The following is a 20,824-nucleotide window of genomic DNA, read 5'->3' on the forward strand; positions in this document are numbered from 1 at the left end:
AAAGCCCTAATATTAGGGCTTTTTTTATACCATTTATTTAAATAAATTTTTTGCACCATGTGGCGCACTGCGGCCATACTGTGGTGGTACAATCACTTTTGCTCCCAGCTCTTTAGCCGCTTGCCATGGCCAATGTGGATTAAATAACATATCTCGCCCAATGGCAACCATATCGGCTTGCCCAGTTGAAACAATTGCTTCAGCTTGAATCGCATCGGTAATTAAGCCAACAGCAATAACGGGCATACCCACTTGCTGTTTAATCGCTTGTGCAAATGGAACTTGATAATTAGGCCCAACCGGAATTTGCTGCTGAATATCAATCCCACCCGTAGAAACGTGAATATAGCTACAACCTAATTGATCTAATTTTTTGGCTAACAAAATTGATTCAGCTAAATTCCAGCCACCATCCACCCAATCGGTTGCTGAAATGCGTATACCAACCCCTTTATGTTTAGGGAATACGGCGCGAATCGCCTCAAAGATTTCAATTGCAAATCGCATCCGATTTTCAGCACTACCGCCATATTGATCGGTACGCGAATTAGATAACGGTGATAAAAATTGATGAATTAAATAACCGTGGGCAGCATGAATTTCAATCACGTCGATACCTGCTTTATCAGCTCGAACAGCCGCATCAGCAAATTGCTTAACTAAATCTTTAACTTGTGCCGTCGTTAATTCAAGCGGAGTATTATAATTGACATTAAATGCAAGCGCTGAAGGCGCAACCGTTTGCCAACCGCCCTGTGAAACTGGCACATATTTCTCTTCTTGCCATGGTGCCGGCATCGATGCTTTACGACCGGCATGAACGAGCTGCACGGCAATTGGCATGGATGAATACTGACGGATTGATGAAATAAGCACTTTCATTGCTTGCTGTTGTTCATCACCCCATAAACCTAAATCAAAAGGGGACAGACGCCCTTCAGGGCAAACAGCGGTGGCTTCTAAAACCATTAAAGCAGCACCTGAGTGGGAAAGTGCCCCATAATGCATTAAGTGCCAATCACCCGCTAAACCATTTTTTGCTGAATACTGACACATTGGCGGAATAACAATTCGATTATCAAAAGATTGTGAACCGATTTTAATCGGACTAAAGAGTTTACTCATCTTGCGCTCCTGTTTGAATTAGGAAAATATTGAATAAGTGGCAATAATTTTATTATAATCTTTTTATTATTTTTAGAAAGAATGCACTTTTTAGTATGATATGCACCAAAAGGAGAGTGATTTGAAAAAACCAACGATACAAATAATAGATAAAAAACCATTTGAATATACCCTCTCGATTATTGCCGGTAAATGGAAAATGAAAATAATTTACCTGCTGATTTGTTGTGATATTGCCCGTTATGGTGAAATAAAACGTAGCATTACGGGTATTACCCATAAAATGCTCAGTGCACAATTAAAAGAGTTAGAACAAGACGGTATTATTAATCGTAAAGAATTTCCGCAAATTCCACCAAAAGTCGAATATTCATTAACAGCTAAAGGAAAAAGTTTAAAACAGCTTATTAGCGATATTTGTCAGTGGGGAATTGAGCATGATCATTAATTCTTTTCACTTTTTTTAGAATCAATGATCATGGATAAAATAACGGGCAAGTAGACTTATTGTTTTGCTTCAAGGCGATTGATTTTTTTCATTTTTTGTTCAATACGCTGACGCTTTAATGGTGAAAGATAATCGACAAATAATTTCCCCATCAAATGATCCATCTCATGTTGAATACAAATTGCCAATAAGCCATCTGCATCAATGTCATAAGGCTCACCGTGACGGTTCAATGCTTTAATTTTTATCTTTTCTGCGCGAGAGACAAACCCTCGGCTATCGGGCACAGATAAACAACCTTCCTCAATACCGGTTTCGCCGTCTTGATTAATTACTTCAGGGTTAATAATCACATACACCTGATCATGATTTTCAGACACATCGATAACAATAATACGTTCATGAACATCAACTTGGGTAGCAGCAAGGCCAATCCCTTCTTCTGCGTACATTGTTTCAATCATGTCATCAATAATTTGTTGTGTTTCTGCTGTGATTTTCTCAACAGGTTTCGCAATTTTGCGTAATCTTTCATCGGGAAAACGTAATACTGGTAAAATAGCCATAAATTGTTCGATATTCCTCTCAATAACCTTTTTATCTTCTACTCTACATTCTAAACACTAATTATGCTTATGGGTAGAGCTAAATCCCTATTAATAAAATAGTGAGTCTATGAATAAATATGAATTTTTAATTCGCTTTTCAATGGTAAACCAAAAAAAACCAGCCAAAATTAGACAATACCTTCGCCAGATACAAAACGATATCGATGATGGGCTGTTATTACATCAGCTAAAATGGGATAGTGCGCAAATCAGGCAATTTTATCAACTAGATATTCAAAAAACCCTCGATTGGATACACCAAGATAACCATTTTTTAATCAGCTACGATGAGCCACGCTATCCTGATTTATTAAAGCAAATTAGCAGCCCACCGCTATTATTGTTTGGAATAGGTGATAGAGAACTGTTATCTACAACGCAAATTGCCATGGTTGGCAGTCGTATTTTTAGTGAGTACGGTGCGCAGTGGGCACGTTACTTTGCCAGTGAACTTGCCATTAATGGATTAACCATTACTAGCGGTTTAGCACTCGGTATCGATGCGATTTGCCACCGCGGTGCATTAGATGTATCAGGAAAAACCATTGCGGTTTTAGGCAGTGGCTTACTTAATATCACGCCAAAAACGAATTATCATCTAGCGCAGAATATCTTAGCAAGCGGAGGCTGTATTATCTCTGAGTTTTTGCCGCAAATCATCGCTCATCCAAAATACTTTCCTCGTCGAAATCGCATTATTAGTGGACTAAGTTTAGGCACATTTGTTGTCGAAGCCTCACAAAAAAGTGGCTCATTAATCACAGCTCGCTATGCACTTGAACAAAACCGTGACGTATTTGCTTTACCGGGTGATATTAGTAATGAAAATTACGATGGGACACATTGGCTCATTAAACAAGGTGCTTATTTAGTGACTAAGCCGATTGATATTTTAGAACACTATGCAAGTAGTTTATCGTGGATAAAACCACACACAGACGATCAATCCCTATTACTACCGATGATTCATCCCGAAATTTTTGCACTTATTAATCACCAACCCATCTCTGCTGATATGATTGTCGATAAAATAGGTCAATCGGCAACAGACGTTGCAATAAAGCTTATGGAGCTAGAATTAGAAGGTGCGATTAGGACGATAAATGGCGGCTATGTTCGCGATAAAGCTATTTAATATAGCTATAAAACTGTTAATATATTGCTCAGTAAAAATTGAATTGTAAGCAACTATGACAACACTTTCATTAACACAATCTTATGAGCAACTCATTGCCGGTAACGTGCTTGCCTACCCAACAGAAGCAGTTTTTGGTTTAGGCTGTGATCCTGATTGTAAGAATGCGGTTTTAACCATTTTAGCGTTAAAAAATCGTCCTATCGAAAAAGGCTTAATATTAATCGCAAGTGACTTCAATCAATTGATTCCTTACATTGATCAATCAGCTTTAACTCAAGAGCAGAAAACGTTAATGTTTAACTCCTGGCCAGGGCCGGTGACTTGGGTTGTTCCTAAGCATAAAACAACGCCATACTTTTTAACCGGCGAATTTGATTCAATAGCAGTCCGTGTCACCGCTCACCCGTTAGTCAGAGAAATGTGCCAATTATTTGGTAAGCCACTAGTCTCAACAAGTGCTAATCAATCAGGTCAAGAACCTTGCCGTAGTATTGTTGAAATTGAACAACAGTTTGGTAAAGCATTCCCTGCTTTACACGGTGAAATAGGTACAAGAACCAAACCATCAGAAATTCGCGATATTCAAACCGGGCAAATCATTAGGCAAGGATAGCTATCATGCAACAAGGACTATACATTGGCGTGATGTCAGGAACGAGCTTAGATGGCATTGATATTGCGCTAGTTGATATATCAGCAAATAATATCACACTCATTGCCAGCCATTGTTATCCAATTCCTGATCATATTGGCAGCGATTTATTAACCATCTGCGAGCAGAAGCAGTGTTCATTGCAAACACTTGGCCAAATTGATCACCAATTAGGCAAGCTGTATGCTGAGTCAATTAATCATTTTATTAAGACTAATCGCATAAATCGTAATGAAGTTATCGCAATTGGTTGTCATGGCCAAACGATTTTCCATTCGCCAAATGGCGATTCCCCATTTACGATGCAAATTGGTGATGCCAATATTGTGGCAGCTAAAACCGGTATTACAACGATTGCTGATTTTCGCCGCAAGGACATGGCTTTTGGTGGTCAAGGTGCGCCCTTGGTACCTGCTTTTCATCAAGCACTATTTAGCGTAGCTGATAAAAACCGCATTATATTAAATATTGGTGGTATCAGTAATATTACGTGCCTGTGCCCTAATCAAGCCATTATTGGTTATGATACGGGTCCTGGTAATGTATTATTAGATAGTTGGATAATGATGCATCTCAATGAACCCTATGATAAAGATGCGCACTGGGCAAAAACAGGGCAAGTCAATAAACCCTTATTAAATGAGTTATTAAGTGAACCCTATTTTCAATTAACTTACCCAAAAAGTACCGGTCGTGAACTATTTAACTTACGATGGTTACAATACAAATTATCGAACTATTCTCTACCAGCAGCGGATGTACAAGCAACACTCGTTGACTTAACGGTGATGGCAACCGTTAATCAATTAAATAACCTATTAGCTAACAATACACTACCATGCGAGTTATTCGTTTGTGGCGGCGGAGCAAAAAATTCATTAATAATGGCAAGATTCAATGAATTGCTTCCTAACTGGCTGGTCGCAACAACTGATACGGTTGGCATTAATAGCGATTATATGGAAGCGATGGCATTTGCCTGGCTTGCTTATTGCCGAATCAATAATTTAGCTAGCAATATCCCAAGCGTCACCGGTGCAACGCAATCAGTCAGTTTAGGGGTAATTTATCCAAAATAATGAGGAAGAATCAATATGATTCAATATGCATTTAATTCCTGGCTTAATGGCTATAAAAAAATGTTTTGTTATTCAGGTAGAGAAAGGCGCAGCGCATTTGGTTGTTTTCTGATCATTCAATTTATTTTATTCATCATCTTAGGGATGATTTGTACCCGAATTTTCCCCCAAATACCAGGCTTTAACGATACAACTAGCGATACGATCGCCGTGATATATTGCTTGATCTCTTTTATGACGATACTACCTTATAATATAAGGCGATTGCATGACGCTGGTTTGTCCGGTTGGCTATGTTTGTTTTACCTAGGATTTGCCGCAATTGTTATCATCGTATCGATTTTTTTACCGCCAACAACAGGCGATAATCAATACGGACCAAGCCCTAAAAAAACAAAAAATTTGATTGTAATTTAACGCTCTATCAACACAATACGGCTTAATAAAATAATAGGATTAAATTAATCCTAATTTTTTCAATGCGTTGGCAATACCGTGATGATTGTTATCATCGGTAATAAATTCAGCGAGCTGTTTTAATGGTTCAACGCTATTGCCCATAGCAATAGAGTGATCGACCATCTTAAACATTTCAATATCATTTAGGCCATCACCAAAAGCATAGGTCGGCACATCTAAAAATCCTTTATTTTCCAGTAATTTTTTAATGCCAAATGCTTTCGAGCCACCATGATTAAACACATCAACGCAGTAAGGTGTATTACGTATAAAGTTTAATTCAGGAAACTGCTTAATATACTGTTCCTCGCCACTTTGACATAACAATAACATCATTTGGATCGGTTCTTGACGATAAATATCATTATCAACTGGCGGAATTGATTGTTTTAAATAGTGATAAAAGATCTCTGCTGGCTCGCCTAGTTCAGAAATTCTCATGATTTTATCATTATAAAAAGCCAGCGGAATATTGGTCTGAGTTTTCGAAAAATCGACTAGACGTTCAATAACGTGTTTATCAATGTTATTTGAAAAAATGTGTTCGCCTTGATAAAACACAGACTGACCATTCATTGCAACAATCGAGTTAATTTTAGCTTGCTGCATAATATGCTGTACTTCACAAACAGTTCTACCGGTTGCAATGATTGGCATGATATTATTTTCATAAAGGTGATTAATCGCATCAATCGTGCTACTAGCAACCGTCACATCTCGCGTTAACAACGTGCCATCCAAATCGAAAAAAACAATTGCCTTAGGTTTACTTGTCATCAATCACCTCATAACGTTATAAGTTAAAAACCGTCTTAATAAATGGAATGGTCAATTTTCGCTGCTCTGTGATCGTAATTTTATCAAGTTTATCAAGTAATCCAGATAGCGTTCTCATATCGCGATCAACATGTTTTAATAGAAACAATCCAACATCAGTTGGTAGCTCAAAACCTCTTAACAATGCTCTAAGTTGTAATGAATAGAGTTTATCTTCATCACTAAGTTCTTTTAATCGATAAACTTGTCCCCACTCTAGTCTTGATACTAAATCAGGTAAAATAAAAGGCACCTGTTTTGGCGGCGCATTACTGGTAATTAATAATTTACTTCGATTACTTTCAATCAAGCGGTTAAATAGATCAAAAATAGCTTCTTCCCACAATCGATTACCGGCTATTTTATCAATATTATCTAAGCAGACCAGATCATAATCATCAAGGCCTAATAGAATATTAGGTTCTAAAAACAGATGTTGTTCAAGAGGAATATAACTAATTTTTTTATCTAAAAGCGATAAATAATGACAAGAAGCATGCAGTAAATGTGTTTTTCCTGACAAAAAAGCAGACCAAATATAAAGCGAATAGAAGTCTGATTTATTTAAAGTTTCCTTTAAATAATTAAGCAATAAAATGTTATCACCAGTATAAAAACTGGTAAATGTTTCTGTATCAGGTAATGAAACAGGCAAAACGAGCTGCTGTGAGTTAATTGTTACTACCTCAAAATATTTTACAAACCAAGGTAGTATAAATTCTAGTACTTAAAAATCAATATTATTTATTTTTTGATTCACTAAGGCAGTAAAACTGCCTTAGTTTGATGAATTTATGCGCGGGGTAAAATTAAATTTAATACAATCGCTAAAATACCGCACAGACTTATGCCCTCAAGTGCATAAGAACCAAAGTCAAAAACCATGCCGCCAATACCAAATACTAATACTAATGCCGTAATACACATATTACGCGATACTGATAAATCAACTTTATGTTTAACCAAAATATTGATGCCAACCGATGCAATCGATCCAAACAGTAACACCATAATTCCCCCCATAACAACCGATGGGATAGAAGCTAAAAAGGCACCCACTTTACCAATAAACGACATCACAATTGCCCAAATCGCCGCCCATGTCATGACACGAGTTTTAAAATTACGCGTTAATGTCACCGCACCAATCACTTCAGCATAAGTAATACAAGGAGGGCCCCCTAGCAATCCAGCTGCTGATGTTGCAAGGCCATCACCAAATAATGTTCTTTGTAAGCCCGGCTCTTTTGTATAGTCTTTACCGGTTACACTACCAATAGCCATAATATCACCAACGTGTTCAATGGTTGGTGCTATCACAATCGGAATCATATAAAGTACTGCCTGCCACTTAAATTCAGGAAAGGTAAAATTAGGTAAAGCAAACCAAGGTGCATCATAAACCGGTTGAAAATTAACTAAGCCTAAAAAGCACGATAATACATAACCAACGACAATACCGGATATTATCGGTAATAATTTCAGAAATCCTTTTGCCCAAATGGCAACAATCAAAGTGGTCAGTAATGAAATCATCGATACTAAAATCAATTGATATTTTGGAATATTTGCAGGAATACCTTCACCGGTTCCCATCGCCATACCAATGGCTACAGGGGCAAGTGATAAACCAATAACCATAATAATGGGTCCAGTCACAACTGGTGGTAAAATTCGATTGATAACATTTGCGCCATTGATTTTAACTAAAAAACCAAATAGCATGAAGACAAAACCAGCAACCATCAGCCCACCAAGGGTTGCCGGGATTCCCCACTGAGCAACGCCATATGAGATAGGGGCAATAAAAGCAAATGAAGAGGCTAAAAAGACAGGCACTTTGCCTCGGGTTGTAATTTGAAATAAAATGGTTCCTAAACCAGCAGTAAACAATGCAACATTAGGATTTAATCCAGTCAATAACGGGACTAAAACTAATGCGCCAAATGCGACAAACAGCATTTGAGCACCAGTTAAAATATCTAACCAGGAGTGTTTATTATTTTCGACTTGATTCGTTATTTCATGCGAACTCATTGGTGAACTTTCTCTCTTTTGTTAATAAATTAAATTATGGACGTAAAAAAACCGGCTAAGCCGGTCTAAAAAATGAGATTTTATTTAGTGCCAAAGATCTTATCTCCGGCATCGCCTAATCCAGGAATAATATACCCTTTATCATTGAGTCTATCATCAATCGATGCCGTGTATAATTCAACATCCGGATGAGCTTGCTCTAAAACTTTAATTCCTTCTGGCGCGGCAACTAAAACTAATACTTTAATCTGCTGGCAGCCAGCTTGTTTTAATAAATCGATCGTTGCAACCATTGAACCGCCCGTTGCTAGCATTGGATCAACAACTAGCGCCATTCTATCTTCAATATCAGACGTTAATTTTTGAAAGTAAGGTACGGGTTCAAGGGTTTCTTCATTACGGTAAAAACCAACCACACTAATTCTAGCACTTGGGATATGTTCAAGTACGCCATCCATCATACCAAGTCCAGCACGTAAAATAGGTACCACGGTAATTTTTTTGCCTTTAATACGCTCAACTTCAATAGGACCACACCAGCCTTGAATAGTGACTTTTTCGGTCGGTAAATTAGCGGTGGCTTCATAAGTTAATAAGCTGCCAACTTCGCTGGCGAGATCTCTAAAATCTTTGGTAGAAATATCGAACTCACGCATTAAGCCGATTTTATGACGGACAAGGGGATGTTTAACTTCAACAATTTTCATTGGTAGGCCTCAGTTGTTAAGAATCTATACTACTCGTAGGTCGCTATAACCACTGATATATAATTTTAGCATAATTTCTTGGATAAAAAAAAACTAGTTTGATAATTTTACTGAATTATTACTTTTGATAATAATCAAATTACGTTCAGCATCAAGATTAGGTACATCAAGTTTTACAATATCGGTTACCTCAAACTGACTAGGTAACGACATGATCTCTTGATCTGACGATTGACTTTTTAAAGCATAAAATGCGCCATGTTGATTAGGTAAATGTTCACACCAATTAAGCATATCAATTAATGATGCAAAAGCGCGGCTAATTACACCATCAAAGTGCTTATCCGTATATTGCTCAATACGACTTTGCACAGGATGAATATTATCAAGTTGCAATTCAAATTGAACTTGCTTTAAAAAACGCACGCGTTTACCTAAACTATCAACTAAATCAAATGTTTTATCTGGATTAATAATTGCAAGGGGTATTCCAGGTAAACCCGGACCGGTACCAACATCGATAAATTGCTCCCCTGTTAAATAAGGGGAAATCACTAAGCTATCCATTATGTGTTTAATTAACATCTCGTTAGGATCACGTACGGATGTCAAATTATAAGCTTTATTCCACTTATCAAGCATTTCAACATAGCAAACTAACTGATCAATTTGCTGATCGTTGATAACAAGATCGGTCTGTTTAATCAGGCTAACGAGTTTAGTCTTTAACATAATTTATTGTATTTTATTTTTGTTGATGAAGTTTTTTTTCTTTAAATAAACCAATAGCATCGATATTGCGGCCGGCGTTACACCCGAAATACGTGAAGCTTGACCAATCGAAACAGGTTTATGTAACTTAAGTTTAGCAACCACTTCATTTGATAAGCCAGAAATATCAGCATAATCAATAGAATCAGGAATAATGGTCTCTTCATTACGTTTTTGACGCTCAATCTCTTCAATTTGTAATTTAATATAACCATCATATTTCACTTGAATTTCAACTTGCAAAGCAGCTTGCTCATCATCAAGTCCCGGCGCAAATAATGATAATGATTTTAATGTCTTATAGTCCATTTCAGGGCGTTTAAGCAGTTCTTCACCATTAGCTTCTTTGGTTAAATTCGCACTTAAAACTGAATTGACTTCATCAATGGTTTCGATATGAGGATGAACCCAAATATCACGTAAACGCGCACGTTCAGTTTCAATTGCTTCGACTTTTTGATTAAATTGTTGCCAACGATAATCATCAACTAAACCTAACTGGCGACCAATTTCAGTTAATCGAATATCAGCGTTATCTTCACGCAACATTAAACGATATTCAGCGCGCGAGGTAAACATACGATAAGGTTCATTAGTACCAAGTGTACAAAGATCATCAACTAGCACTCCTAAGTAAGCTTGATCGCGCGTTGGATGCCATTGATCTTGCTCAGTCACCAATCTCGCTGCATTTAATCCAGCAAGTAAACCTTGGGCTGCCGCTTCTTCATATCCGGTTGTACCGTTGATTTGTCCGGCTAAAAACAACCCTTTTACCACTTTACTTTCTAGAGTTGGTTTAAGATCGCGCGGATCAAAATAATCATACTCAATTGCGTAACCTGGTCTGATAATATTGGCATTTTCAAGACCTTTCATGCTTCTAACAAAAGCAAGTTGTGTGTCAAATGGTAAACTGGTTGAAATCCCATTTGGATAAATTTCATTACTATTTAATCCTTCCGGTTCTAAATAGATTTGGTGAGAATCACGATCAGCAAATCGCATAATTTTATCTTCAATTGAAGGGCAGTAACGCGGTCCAATGCCTTCAATAACACCGGTATACATAGGACTACGATCTAAACTATTTCGAATAATGTCGTGAGTTTGTTCATTGGTTGATGTGATATAACACGGTATTTGTTCAGGATGTTCACTAGCATGACCTAAAAATGAGAATACAGGGATTGGGTTATCACCGCCTTGAATGCCTAACTGAGAAAAATCGATCGTTCTGGCATCAATTCTTGGTGGTGTACCTGTTTTTAGTCTTCCCATTCTAAAATTGTATTGATGAAGAGATTTGGATAATCCAACAGAGGCGGGATCACCGGTTCGTCCGCCGCTGTAATTATTTAATCCAATATGGATCTTACCATCAAGAAACGTTCCGGTGGTTAACACGACTGCTTTTGCTTTGAATGTTACACCCATTTGAGTGATAACACCGGTTATGCGATCATTCTCAATAATCACATCCTCAACTGATTGTTGGAAAAGCATTAGGTTTTCTTGGTTTTCAAGTGCAATTCTTACCGCTTGACGATATAAGGATCTATCTGCTTGGGCGCGCGTTGCTCTAACCGCTGGGCCTTTACTGGCATTAAGGATCCTAAATTGAATTCCTGCTTTATCGGTTGCTCTGGCCATCAAGCCGCCCATTGCATCAATTTCTTTAACCAAATGACCTTTGCCGATCCCACCAATTGCTGGGTTACAAGACATTTGTCCTAACGTATTGATATTATGCGTTAAAAGGAGTGTTTTTCTTCCCATTCTGGCAGATGCCACAGCTGCCTCAGTGCCTGCATGACCGCCGCCAACAATAATGACATCAAAAAGTTCTGGGTAAAGCATAATATCCTCGGTTTACGTCTGTTAAAAAATGGATTATCACATCAAAGAGAAATAAGAGTGACAAATTTTACTCGTCTTTTTGATTACGTCAAATGATCTGTTTTAGATCGTTTATTAATTAAATAAGATCTTTTATGTTTTTATTTTATTATTATTTTTATTAAGCAAGCGATCATCTGTTGATAACTGATTTTTAGTGATATATTTTAATGATTTATTCATTTTTTTACTATGTTAACAGATCCTTTTATGCACCCATTAAGGTTGAGGATAACTTAGTTACTTATCCACAAGTGATATTGACTGTTAAGTTATTAGATAGATAATAACAGGATTGTTAGCGGGTTAATGACAGAGTTATCCACAAAAAATAAGTTTGATCGCTGTTTTATTGTTTTTAAATTGATTATAAAATAACCGCGGATTTTATTTTTTATGATTATTTTAGATCAAAAAAGCCACATTCGTTAATGTGGCTTACTGTTAATTTCGTTATTTTAACTTATTTATCGTTTATTTTTATCGTTAGGATCAGTGTGCTTCGTCCCAGTTATCACCAATTCCAACGTCCACTCTTAACGGCACATCAAGTTTATAACAGTTTTCCATGATCAATTTGATTTGTTTTACCATCTGATCGAGATGATCTTCTTGTACTTCAAAGACTAATTCATCGTGTACTTGCATAATCATTTTGATGTGATCACCTTGAGTTTTTATAAATCGATTCATTGCGATCATCGCCGTTTTAATAATATCTGCTGCGGTTCCTTGCATTGGCGCATTAATTGCTGCGCGCTCTGCTGCGCGTTTTTCAATACCACTGGCGGAGTTGATTTTAGGTAAATAAAGGCGCCTTCCTGACAGAGTTTCAACATAACCTTTTTCAGCAGCAAGTAGCCTAGTATTTTCCATATAACGTTCAACACTAGGATAACGTTCAAAATAGCTATCTATATAGAATTTAGCTTCATTCCTTGCAATGTTGATTTGTTTGGATAAACCAAAGGCGCTCATGCCATATATTAAGCCAAAATTAACTGCTTTAGCACGTCGACGCTCTTCTGAACTAACATCGTTTTCTGGTTTGGCTAAAATTTCGCTAGCGGTAAAGCGGTGAATATCTTTATCATTGGCAAAAGCATCAAGCAAGTTTTTATCTTGCGATAGATGCGCCATGATGCGTAATTCTATCTGTGAATAGTCAGCAGAGACAATTTTATATCCTTTTGGGGCAATAAAGGCTTGGCGTATTTTACGGCCTTCCTCGTTGCGTACAGGTATATTTTGTAAGTTTGGGTCATTAGATGATAGGCGTCCTGTTACAGTACCAATTTGATTATAGTTGGTGTGTATTCGACCGTCTTTTTCACTAATCATCAGTGGTAATTTGTCAGTATAAGTGTTTTTAAGTTTGGCCAGTCCTCTGTATTCCAATATTAGTCGAGGTAATTGATAATCATTAGCTAATTCACTCAGTACTTCTTCATTGGTTGAAGGATCACCTTTTGGTGTCTTTTTAAGGATAGGTAGTTGGTTTTTCTCAAACAGAATGACTTGTAACTGTTTGGGAGAAGCAATATTGAAAACTTCACCAGCAAGTTCGTGAATTTGCTTTTCTAGCTGTTCTAATTTTATTTTTAGCTCTTTCGAGTAGTGGTTAAGCTGCTGTTCATCGATTAAAACACCGGTTCTTTCCATATTGGCTAAAATGATTGCAAGTGGCATCTCAATTGTAGTAAAAAGTGTTTTTAATTTCTCTTTTGCTTCAAGTGTTGGCCATAATTTTTGATGAAGCAGTAAGGTGATATCGGCATCTTCACTGGCGTAAAGTGATGTTTGTTCTATATCGACCATATCAATGGTTATTTTTTTACGGTCAATTTTAGTCAGTTCATCGTAAGTAATGGTTTTATGATCTAAATGTTTTTGTGCCAGACTATCCATATCATGACGATCATTACTATTAAGAACGTAAGACTCAAGCATAGTATCAAATGTAATTCCTGTTACTGTGATGCCATAATTAGCCAGTATGCTGTAATCGAACTTAACATTCTGACCAATTTTTTTAATCTTATCGTTTTCAAAAATCGGTTTTAATTTCTCGATGACATCATCAATAGGTAACTGTTTTGGCACACCGAGATAGTAATGATGCAATGGAATATAACACGCTTCATTGGGATGAATGCTAAGTGAAATACCAATTAATTGAGCATGGAAATGATCCACACTATTGGTTTCGGTATCGAATGCAAATAGTTTGCTAGTTTGTAATTTTTTGACCCAATTATCAAGTTGCTCATGTGTCAGTATAGTTTCGTAGTGTTTTTCTGCTGTTTGAGCTTGATGAACAGTACTGTCTATCGCAGCATTATTTTGTGGCTCGTTTAGCTGCTGATTTTCGGTTTTAAAAAATGTGCCATTTTGTAATTCATTTAACCAGCGATTAAATCCTTGATATGCAAAAATGTCCTTAAGAAGATTTAAATCAGGCGGTTCTGGTTTGAGCTGCTCATTTTTTAGATTTAACTCAACATCGGTTTTTATTGTTGCCAGTAAATAAGAAAGACGCGCATCATTTTCATTATCGAGTAGTTTTTGTTTGAGAGATTTAGCACCACGGATTGTTAATGTTGCAACTTTATCAAGATTATTATAAATATCATCAATACCATTGAATTCGGTTAATAAGCTGGTTGCTGTTTTTTCGCCAACACCCGGTACGCCAGGTATATTGTCTGAGCTATCGCCCATTAAGGCTAAAAAGTCGATGATTTTTGCTGGCGGAACACCAAATTTTTTCTCTACACCTTCTGGGTCTAAAATAAGGTTATTCATTGTATTAATTAGGGTAATATGACCGGATACAAGCTGAGCCATATCTTTATCGCCCGTACTAATTAAAACTGATAAGTTTTCAGCTTCAGCTTGCTTAGCCAGTGTACCAATAACATCGTCAGCCTCGACACCATCAACGCATAGTAATGGTAATCCCATCGCTTTTAATATGGTGTGAATTGGCTCAATTTGAACTCTTAAATCTTCAGGCATCGCTTCACGAGTTGCTTTATATTCACTATAAATTTCCTTGCGAAATGATCCACCTTTCGCATCAAAAACAACTGCAATATGGCTTGGATGGTATTGATTAATTAAACTTCTAATCATATTTGTCACACCATAAATCGCACCAGTTGGCTCTCCTTTTTGATTGGTTAGTGATGGTGTGGCAAAAAAGGCTCTATATAAGTATGATGAACCATCGATAAGAATGATAGGTTTTTGATTTGACATAATGAATTCACTTTTTATATACAAGGTTAATAATGAGTATACTAAAAAGTGATAGAAATAGAAAACGCGCATTAATGCGCGTTTTTATAGTAGTTGTTCGGTTTAATTTAATTGTGAAAGGTAATTTGATACTCTTGAGTAATCTTTTACAAATTCTTCGTTGCTTGTTTGAGCTAATTTAGTTGGATCAATTTGATATTGGCCATTAACATAAAAAGTGGGTATTGTTGCTGGCTTAAGATCTTTGATTGCTTCATTTTGCTGCACAATAAATGCTTTGACTAGGAAGTTATTTTTCATGCTGTTATATTTTTCATTGTCTACACCTAACGTTGCAAAAACGCCTTTAATATCATCAGCTGATTTAATGGTTTTGTCTCGTTGGATGCCGTTATAAAGCTCTATTGAGACATCTTTAGTTATCCCTAACACATTAGCAATCGCCCAAGCTTCAGATAGTTCTGCAGCAAGTGGACCAAAGGTATTTAAATGGTATTTTTTAAAGACCACACCTTCTGGTAAATTTTCTTTTATTTCGTCAGCAATTTTCAGTTCAGTATCAGTACGGAAGCAGCTAGGGCAGTTAAAAGAGAATATCTCAACAACTTCTTTTTCTTCTGATGGCAGTTTTTTCAAGACAACATATTGTTTTCCTGCCTCAATATTAGGTAATTCATTATTAACCTGAGTGTCATCAGCAAATACATTAAATGAAAGAACAATTGTTATTAATGCTACAAAAAACATTTTAATCATTATAGAACTCCTAATAAAACCTATATGTCATTAGTTAATTATACCGCGTGCTTTTAATAACGCTGTTTTAAAGTCATCTTCGTAATCTTTTTTAATGCCAGGGATCGCTTCTGTTTTAGCTGAGTCGCGCATTTTTAAATGATAGATTAATATTTCATCGCTTAAACTACTTAATTCCCCCTCAAACCCAGCTTCTTTGCCTAGTTTTACTAAAAACTGCAGCAAGCTTAAATCTTGTTCTTTTTCCCAAGCAGGCGTTAATAATTCGATTAATTCTTCTATTCTATGGCAGGCCATAATAATTTACCCATTTAATTTTTTATGCATATTATTTATTATGCATTTTCAGATAATTTAAGTATATACTCGATGATAATATATTTTGCTTGTTATCGCTAAAGGATCAAGCATTATTAAACGAATATTACGTATTTGTTGCAGTATAGTAATGTTATTTTTAATTTTATCAATGCAAAAAAAGTAATAATTTATGTTAAAAACGCCTATAACAGCCATCATTCTTGCTGGTGGAAAAAGTACTAGAATGCAGGGTAATGATAAAGGATTGCTCTTATTAAAAGGCTTGCCATTATATCGTCATGTTATTGATAAAATTAACCCTCAAGTGACCGATATTATTATTAATACTAATCGTCACATCGAACAATATCAGCAATCAGGTTACCGGGTTATTTGTGATGAATTAGATGGATTTTTAGGGCCATTAGCGGGAATATATTCTGGTTTAGTCAGGAGCACAACGCCGTGGAATTTAGTGGTTAGTTGTGATACGCCGTTTTTACCCGATGATTTGGTTTTGCATTTACAGCAAAATATTGCTGATAGGCCTGCTGCTTATGTTTTTGATGGCGAAAAATCTCATCCAACAATTTTACTTATTCACCGTAATATGGCAGAAAAAATTAGATCATACTTGATGCAAGGTGATCGTAAACTATTGCTGTTTTTAGAGAGTATCAACGCGGCGATGGTTAATTTAGCTGATCAAAAACAATCATTTATTAATATTAATACTCCTGAAGAATTATCGATTTGGAATCAGTGATGACAAAAATAATGGGTATTTGTGGTTATAGTGGCAGTGGCAAAACAACCTTACTAAAAAAATTAATTTTACAGCTTAAAGCCCGAAATGTGCGCTTTGCGGTAATCAAACATAGCCATCATGATATGGATATTGATATTCCAGGTAAAGATAGCTATGAATTGCGTAAATCAGGCGCGGAGCAAATCATTGTTGCCAGTTCACACCGCTGGGCGCTTATCACCGAAACACCGAATAATCCACCAAATTTAACAGACCTTGTTAAGCAATTTAGTGATGTCGATTTAGTGTTAGTTGAAGGTTTTAAAGATGCAGCGATTACTAAAATAGTTTGTCACCGACAAGCTAACAATAAAGCTCTTTTTTATGATTCGCATACTATTGCGATTGCGTCAGATGTTCATTTAGTTGATGAGATTAAATGGTTTGATATTGACGATGTTGAATTAATTAGTAACTTTATACAATGTTATTTACATAATAATGCGTCAATACCGTGATATATCCATTAGCATCAGTATATAATGGATTCTTGCCTGACAAATGAATGACGCTTTTATGGTTCCATATATGCAAAGATTGTTTAAGTTCATCAAAAAAATCATTATTCTTTTTGTAATTATATCCATTTTATTGGTATTGATGTTTCGTTTTATCAATCCACCCGGAACCATGCTAATGGTTGAGCAAAAATTGTCAAATTGGTCTGCCAAACAAGATCGTGTTTGGCGTGATTTTGATGCGATATCTGATAATATTAAAATTGCCGTGATCGCTGCTGAGGATCAAAACTTTATTCATCATTTCGGTTTTGATGTTGACGCTATTGAGCGAGCGATAACTTACAATGAAAATAATCAAACAGTGCGCGGTGCAAGCACGATTACTCAGCAAGTCGCAAAAAATTTATTCTTGTGGCCATCGCGAAATTTTATTCGTAAAGGATTTGAACTGTGGTTTACATTATGGATTGAATTATTTTGGTCGAAAGAGCGAATACTAGAAGTGTATTTAAATAGTGTGGAATGGGGGGAGGGTATTTTTGGTATTGACGCTGCAGCACAATACTATTTTAAAACCAGCGCTAAAAAATTAACACTTGAGCAAGCCAGTTTGCTGGCAGCAATTTTACCTAATCCGCGTTATTTAAGTCCCATCCATCCTAATCAATATGTGATAAATAAAGCCAAATGGATACAAGAACAGGTCAGAAATTTAGATAAAACCCGATATTTAAATAAAATTAGTTAACATTAATTTTATTTAAATCAACTGTTTAATAAATTCGGGAACAATTTGGCTTGCGGGTCCATAAAGTTTTTGATCAAATTGGCTCTCTTTTAGGGATGGTTCTAAATTGAGTTCAATGGTTTTTACGCCAGCCTCGTTTGCTATTTGTACAAATCCCGCTGCTGGGTAAACATGGCCTGATGTACCAATTGAGATAAAATAATCAGCCTGCGTTAATAGGTGGTAAATTTCATCCATTTGCAGTGGTATTTCGCCAAACCAGACAATATGAGGGCGAATATTGTTATTTTTTAGGTAATCAATATCGTTCTGGCAGTCAAAAATTACGCCGGTTTTTTCATTACGAGCTTTAAGTAATTCACCATGCATGTGGATAACATGCTGTGAACCGGCTTTTTCATGCAAGTCATCCACATTTTGTGTCACAATTGTCACATTTTCACGACCTAGTTTATACTCTAACTCGGCTAAGGCAAAATGTGCAGCATTGGGTTGTATATGGGGATCGCGCAGTTTTTGGCGTAACATATTATAAAAGCGGTGGACGGCAATCGGATCTCGTTGATAGCCTTCATATGTTGCGACATCATTAACATCATGCCCTTCCCATAATCCATCTTGAGCTCGGAAAGTGGCTAAGCCTGACTCAGCAGAGATACCGGCGCCAGTGAGTATGACTATTTTGGGCTGTTTATTCATGGTTTATCCCAACGCGAGCGATATTTCGTTCTATTTTAGCACAAATGGCATAATTTGGCGGTAAATACTTATTTTTCATTATAAAGTTACGGTAATATAGTATAATCGCTGCGAGTATGTTTAATAATAAATGAATTATTTGTGAATCAGAGCAACACTTATTACAAAAAAGGTGTATAATTTTGCGCCTAATTGTCCCGTTAATTATTCTGGAATAGATATTGTGATTGAAAACTTAAGAAATATTGCCATTATTGCGCACGTTGACCATGGAAAAACAACATTGGTTGATAAATTGCTGAAACAATCAGGTACCCTTGGTGAAACTCGTGGTGAAGATGCTGAGCGTGTAATGGACTCGAATGCGATTGAAAAAGAGCGTGGTATTACCATTTTAGCAAAAAATACTGCTATTAATTGGAATGATTACCGTATTAATATCGTTGATACTCCGGGACATGCTGATTTTGGTGGTGAAGTTGAACGTGTTATGTCAATGGTTGATTCGGTTTTATTGCTTGTTGATGCAATGGATGGGCCGATGCCTCAAACCCGTTTTGTGACACAAAAAGCATTTGCGTATGGTTTAAAACCAATTGTTGTTATTAATAAAGTGGATCGACCAGGTGCAAGACCTGATTGGGTTGTTGATCAAGTTTTCGATCTATTTGTTAATCTTGGTGCAACTGATGAACAATTAGATTTTCCAATTATTTATGCCTCAGCATTAATGGGTATTGCCGGTCAGGATCACGAAGCAATGGCGCCAGATATGACACCATTATTTGAAGCAATTGTTAAGCATGTTGAACCACCTAAAGTTGATTTAGATGGTCCATTTCAAATGCAAATCTCGCAACTTGATTATAATAACTATGTAGGTGTTATTGGCATCGGTCGTATTAAACGTGGTCGTATTAAACCAAATCAACAAGTCACTATTGTTGATAGTGAAGGTAAACGACGTAACGGTAAAGTGGGTCAAGTGTTAGGTCATTTAGGCCTACAGCGTTATGAAGCTGATGTTGCTGAAGCAGGTGATATCATTGCAATAACAGGACTTGGTGAATTAGGTATTTCTGATACGATTTGTGATGTCAATACAGTTGAAGCATTACCAGCATTAACGGTTGATGAACCAACGGTAACTATGTTCTTTAACGTAAATAACTCTCCTTTTGCGGGTAAAGAAGGTAAATTTGTTACTTCTCGTCAAATTTTAGAACGCTTGAAAAAAGAACTTGTTCATAATGTGGCACTACGCGTTGAAGAAACCCCAGATCCAGATGCTTTCCGTGTTTCAGGTCGTGGTGAGTTACATTTATCTGTATTAATCGAAAATATGCGCCGTGAAGGTTATGAGTTAGGTGTTTCAAGACCTAAAGTTATTTTTAAAGAAGTTGATGGTAAACGCCAAGAACCATTTGAACAAGTAACATTAGATATTGAAGAGCAACATCAAGGCTCGGTGATGGAAGCATTAGGCCTGCGTAAAGGCGATTTAACTAATATGCTACCAGATAGTAAAGGACGCGTACGTTTAGATTATATTATTCCAAGTCGTGGATTAATTGGCTTTAGAACTGAATTCATGACCATGACATCGGGAACAGGCTTGTTATACTCAACATTTGATCACTATGATGATGTACGTCCTGGTGAAATTGGCCAACGTAATAACGGTGTGCTTATTTCTAACGGTACCGGTAAAGCATTGGCTTATGCGCTTTATAGCTTACAAGATCGTGGTAAGTTATTTATTGGTCACGGTACAGAAGTTTATGAAGGACAAATTATTGGTATTCATACTCGTTCAAATGATTTAACGGTTAACTGTTTAACAGGTAAAAAATTAACCAATATGCGAGCATCAGGAACCGATGAAGCAACGACATTATCACCACCAATTAAAATGTCTTTAGAACAGTCTTTAGAATTTATTGATGATGATGAATTAGTTGAAGTTACGCCAATTTCTATCCGCTTACGTAAACGTCATTTAACTGAAAATGATCGTAAACGTGCGTTTAGAGGCGGTAATAAAGACTAATT

21 protein-coding genes are annotated in these 20,824 nt (G+C 36.5%); 9 read left to right on the forward strand and 12 right to left on the reverse strand.

Annotation, left to right across the window (positions count from 1 at the left end):
- Positions 1-33: 33 nt before the first annotated feature.
- A complete protein-coding gene (locus DES39_RS06205; protein WP_121144926.1) occupies positions 34-1,125 on the reverse strand; it encodes an NADH:flavin oxidoreductase/NADH oxidase in 1,092 nt (363 codons plus the stop codon).
- Positions 1,126-1,225: 100 nt separating this feature from the next.
- On the opposite strand from DES39_RS06205, the gene DES39_RS06210 reads away from it, so the two are divergent.
- A complete protein-coding gene (locus DES39_RS06210) occupies positions 1,226-1,573 on the forward strand; it encodes a winged helix-turn-helix transcriptional regulator (RefSeq protein WP_121144927.1) in 348 nt (115 codons plus the stop codon).
- Between the two features lie 56 nt (positions 1,574-1,629).
- On the opposite strand, the gene def is transcribed toward DES39_RS06210, so the two are convergent.
- Positions 1,630-2,139, reverse strand: a complete 510-nt coding sequence (gene def / locus DES39_RS06215) for a peptide deformylase (RefSeq protein ID WP_121144928.1) — start codon at positions 2,137-2,139, stop codon at positions 1,630-1,632.
- A gap of 109 nt (positions 2,140-2,248) precedes the next feature.
- Here def and dprA point away from each other — a divergent pair, with 109 nt between their 5' ends.
- The 4 genes from dprA to DES39_RS06235 are packed head-to-tail and all read left to right on the forward strand — an operon-like array spanning position 2,249 to position 5,467.
- Complete coding sequence (dprA, locus tag DES39_RS06220) at positions 2,249-3,316, forward strand: DNA-processing protein DprA (RefSeq protein WP_121144929.1); 1,068 nt, start codon at positions 2,249-2,251, stop codon at positions 3,314-3,316.
- 55 nt (positions 3,317-3,371) lie between these two features.
- Positions 3,372-3,932 carry an L-threonylcarbamoyladenylate synthase type 1 TsaC gene (gene tsaC, locus DES39_RS06225; RefSeq protein ID WP_121144930.1) on the forward strand — a complete coding sequence of 187 codons (561 nt, stop codon included), beginning with the start codon at positions 3,372-3,374 and terminating at the stop codon, positions 3,930-3,932.
- Positions 3,933-3,937: 5 nt separating this feature from the next.
- Positions 3,938-5,050 carry an anhydro-N-acetylmuramic acid kinase gene (locus DES39_RS06230; RefSeq protein ID WP_121144931.1) on the forward strand — a complete coding sequence of 371 codons (1,113 nt, stop codon included), beginning with the start codon at positions 3,938-3,940 and terminating at the stop codon, positions 5,048-5,050.
- A gap of 15 nt (positions 5,051-5,065) precedes the next feature.
- Positions 5,066-5,467: a DUF805 domain-containing protein gene (locus DES39_RS06235; protein ID WP_121144932.1), complete on the forward strand. Its 402-nt coding sequence runs from the start codon at positions 5,066-5,068 to the stop codon at positions 5,465-5,467.
- A 39-nt stretch (positions 5,468-5,506) separates the two neighbouring features.
- Here the strand turns inward: DES39_RS06235 and DES39_RS06240 are convergent, their stop codons facing one another.
- The 9 genes from DES39_RS06240 to DES39_RS06280 form a co-directional block, all read right to left on the reverse strand.
- Positions 5,507-6,286, reverse strand: a complete 780-nt coding sequence (locus DES39_RS06240) for a Cof-type HAD-IIB family hydrolase (RefSeq protein WP_121144933.1) — start codon at positions 6,284-6,286, stop codon at positions 5,507-5,509.
- Positions 6,287-6,302: 16 nt separating this feature from the next.
- Positions 6,303-7,040, reverse strand: a complete 738-nt coding sequence (hda, locus tag DES39_RS06245) for a DnaA inactivator Hda (protein ID WP_425463985.1) — start codon at positions 7,038-7,040, stop codon at positions 6,303-6,305.
- A 77-nt stretch (positions 7,041-7,117) separates the two neighbouring features.
- A complete protein-coding gene (locus tag DES39_RS06250; RefSeq protein ID WP_425463986.1) occupies positions 7,118-8,347 on the reverse strand; it encodes a uracil-xanthine permease family protein in 1,230 nt (409 codons plus the stop codon).
- 95 nt (positions 8,348-8,442) lie between these two features.
- Positions 8,443-9,069: a uracil phosphoribosyltransferase gene (gene upp / locus DES39_RS06255; RefSeq protein ID WP_121144936.1), complete on the reverse strand. Its 627-nt coding sequence runs from the start codon at positions 9,067-9,069 to the stop codon at positions 8,443-8,445.
- Between the two features lie 93 nt (positions 9,070-9,162).
- A complete protein-coding gene (gene rsmG / locus DES39_RS06260) occupies positions 9,163-9,801 on the reverse strand; it encodes a 16S rRNA (guanine(527)-N(7))-methyltransferase RsmG (protein WP_121144937.1) in 639 nt (212 codons plus the stop codon).
- Between the two features lie 3 nt (positions 9,802-9,804).
- On the reverse strand, positions 9,805-11,700 hold the full coding sequence (gene mnmG / locus DES39_RS06265; protein WP_121144938.1) for a tRNA uridine-5-carboxymethylaminomethyl(34) synthesis enzyme MnmG: 1,896 nt from the start codon (positions 11,698-11,700) through the stop codon (positions 9,805-9,807).
- A 531-nt stretch (positions 11,701-12,231) separates the two neighbouring features.
- Entirely contained in the window at positions 12,232-15,000 is a 2,769-nt protein-coding gene (gene polA / locus DES39_RS06270; RefSeq protein ID WP_121144939.1) for a DNA polymerase I, read from the reverse strand.
- A 102-nt stretch (positions 15,001-15,102) separates the two neighbouring features.
- A complete protein-coding gene (locus DES39_RS06275; RefSeq protein WP_121144940.1) occupies positions 15,103-15,756 on the reverse strand; it encodes a DsbA family protein in 654 nt (217 codons plus the stop codon).
- A 30-nt stretch (positions 15,757-15,786) separates the two neighbouring features.
- On the reverse strand, positions 15,787-16,053 hold the full coding sequence (locus DES39_RS06280) for a YihD family protein (RefSeq protein WP_121144941.1): 267 nt from the start codon (positions 16,051-16,053) through the stop codon (positions 15,787-15,789).
- Between the two features lie 193 nt (positions 16,054-16,246).
- Between DES39_RS06280 and mobA the strand changes: the two genes are divergently transcribed.
- The 3 genes from mobA (at position 16,247) to mtgA (ending at position 18,073) form a co-directional block, all read left to right on the forward strand.
- On the forward strand, positions 16,247-16,822 hold the full coding sequence (mobA, locus tag DES39_RS06285) for a molybdenum cofactor guanylyltransferase MobA (RefSeq protein ID WP_121144942.1): 576 nt from the start codon (positions 16,247-16,249) through the stop codon (positions 16,820-16,822).
- Positions 16,822-17,322 (forward strand): molybdopterin-guanine dinucleotide biosynthesis protein B, encoded by a 501-nt coding sequence (gene mobB / locus DES39_RS06290; RefSeq protein ID WP_121144943.1) that lies wholly within the window; start codon positions 16,822-16,824, stop codon positions 17,320-17,322. Before mobA ends, mobB begins: the two co-directional genes overlap by 1 nt.
- A gap of 70 nt (positions 17,323-17,392) precedes the next feature.
- A complete protein-coding gene (gene mtgA, locus DES39_RS06295) occupies positions 17,393-18,073 on the forward strand; it encodes a monofunctional biosynthetic peptidoglycan transglycosylase (RefSeq protein ID WP_121144944.1) in 681 nt (226 codons plus the stop codon).
- Positions 18,074-18,085: 12 nt separating this feature from the next.
- On the opposite strand, the gene cobB is transcribed toward mtgA, so the two are convergent.
- Positions 18,086-18,772 carry a Sir2 family NAD+-dependent deacetylase gene (cobB, locus tag DES39_RS06300; RefSeq protein ID WP_121144945.1) on the reverse strand — a complete coding sequence of 229 codons (687 nt, stop codon included), beginning with the start codon at positions 18,770-18,772 and terminating at the stop codon, positions 18,086-18,088.
- Between the two features lie 223 nt (positions 18,773-18,995).
- Here cobB and typA point away from each other — a divergent pair, with 223 nt between their 5' ends.
- The gene (gene typA / locus DES39_RS06305; RefSeq protein WP_121144946.1) at positions 18,996-20,822 is read left to right on the forward strand and encodes a translational GTPase TypA; all 1,827 of its coding nucleotides are present in this window, start codon (positions 18,996-18,998) and stop codon (positions 20,820-20,822) included.
- The last annotated feature ends 2 nt before the right edge of the window (positions 20,823-20,824 follow it).

The sequence above is a fragment of the Orbus hercynius genome, from assembly GCF_003634275.1.
Classification (GTDB): domain Bacteria; phylum Pseudomonadota; class Gammaproteobacteria; order Enterobacterales; family Orbaceae; genus Orbus; species Orbus hercynius.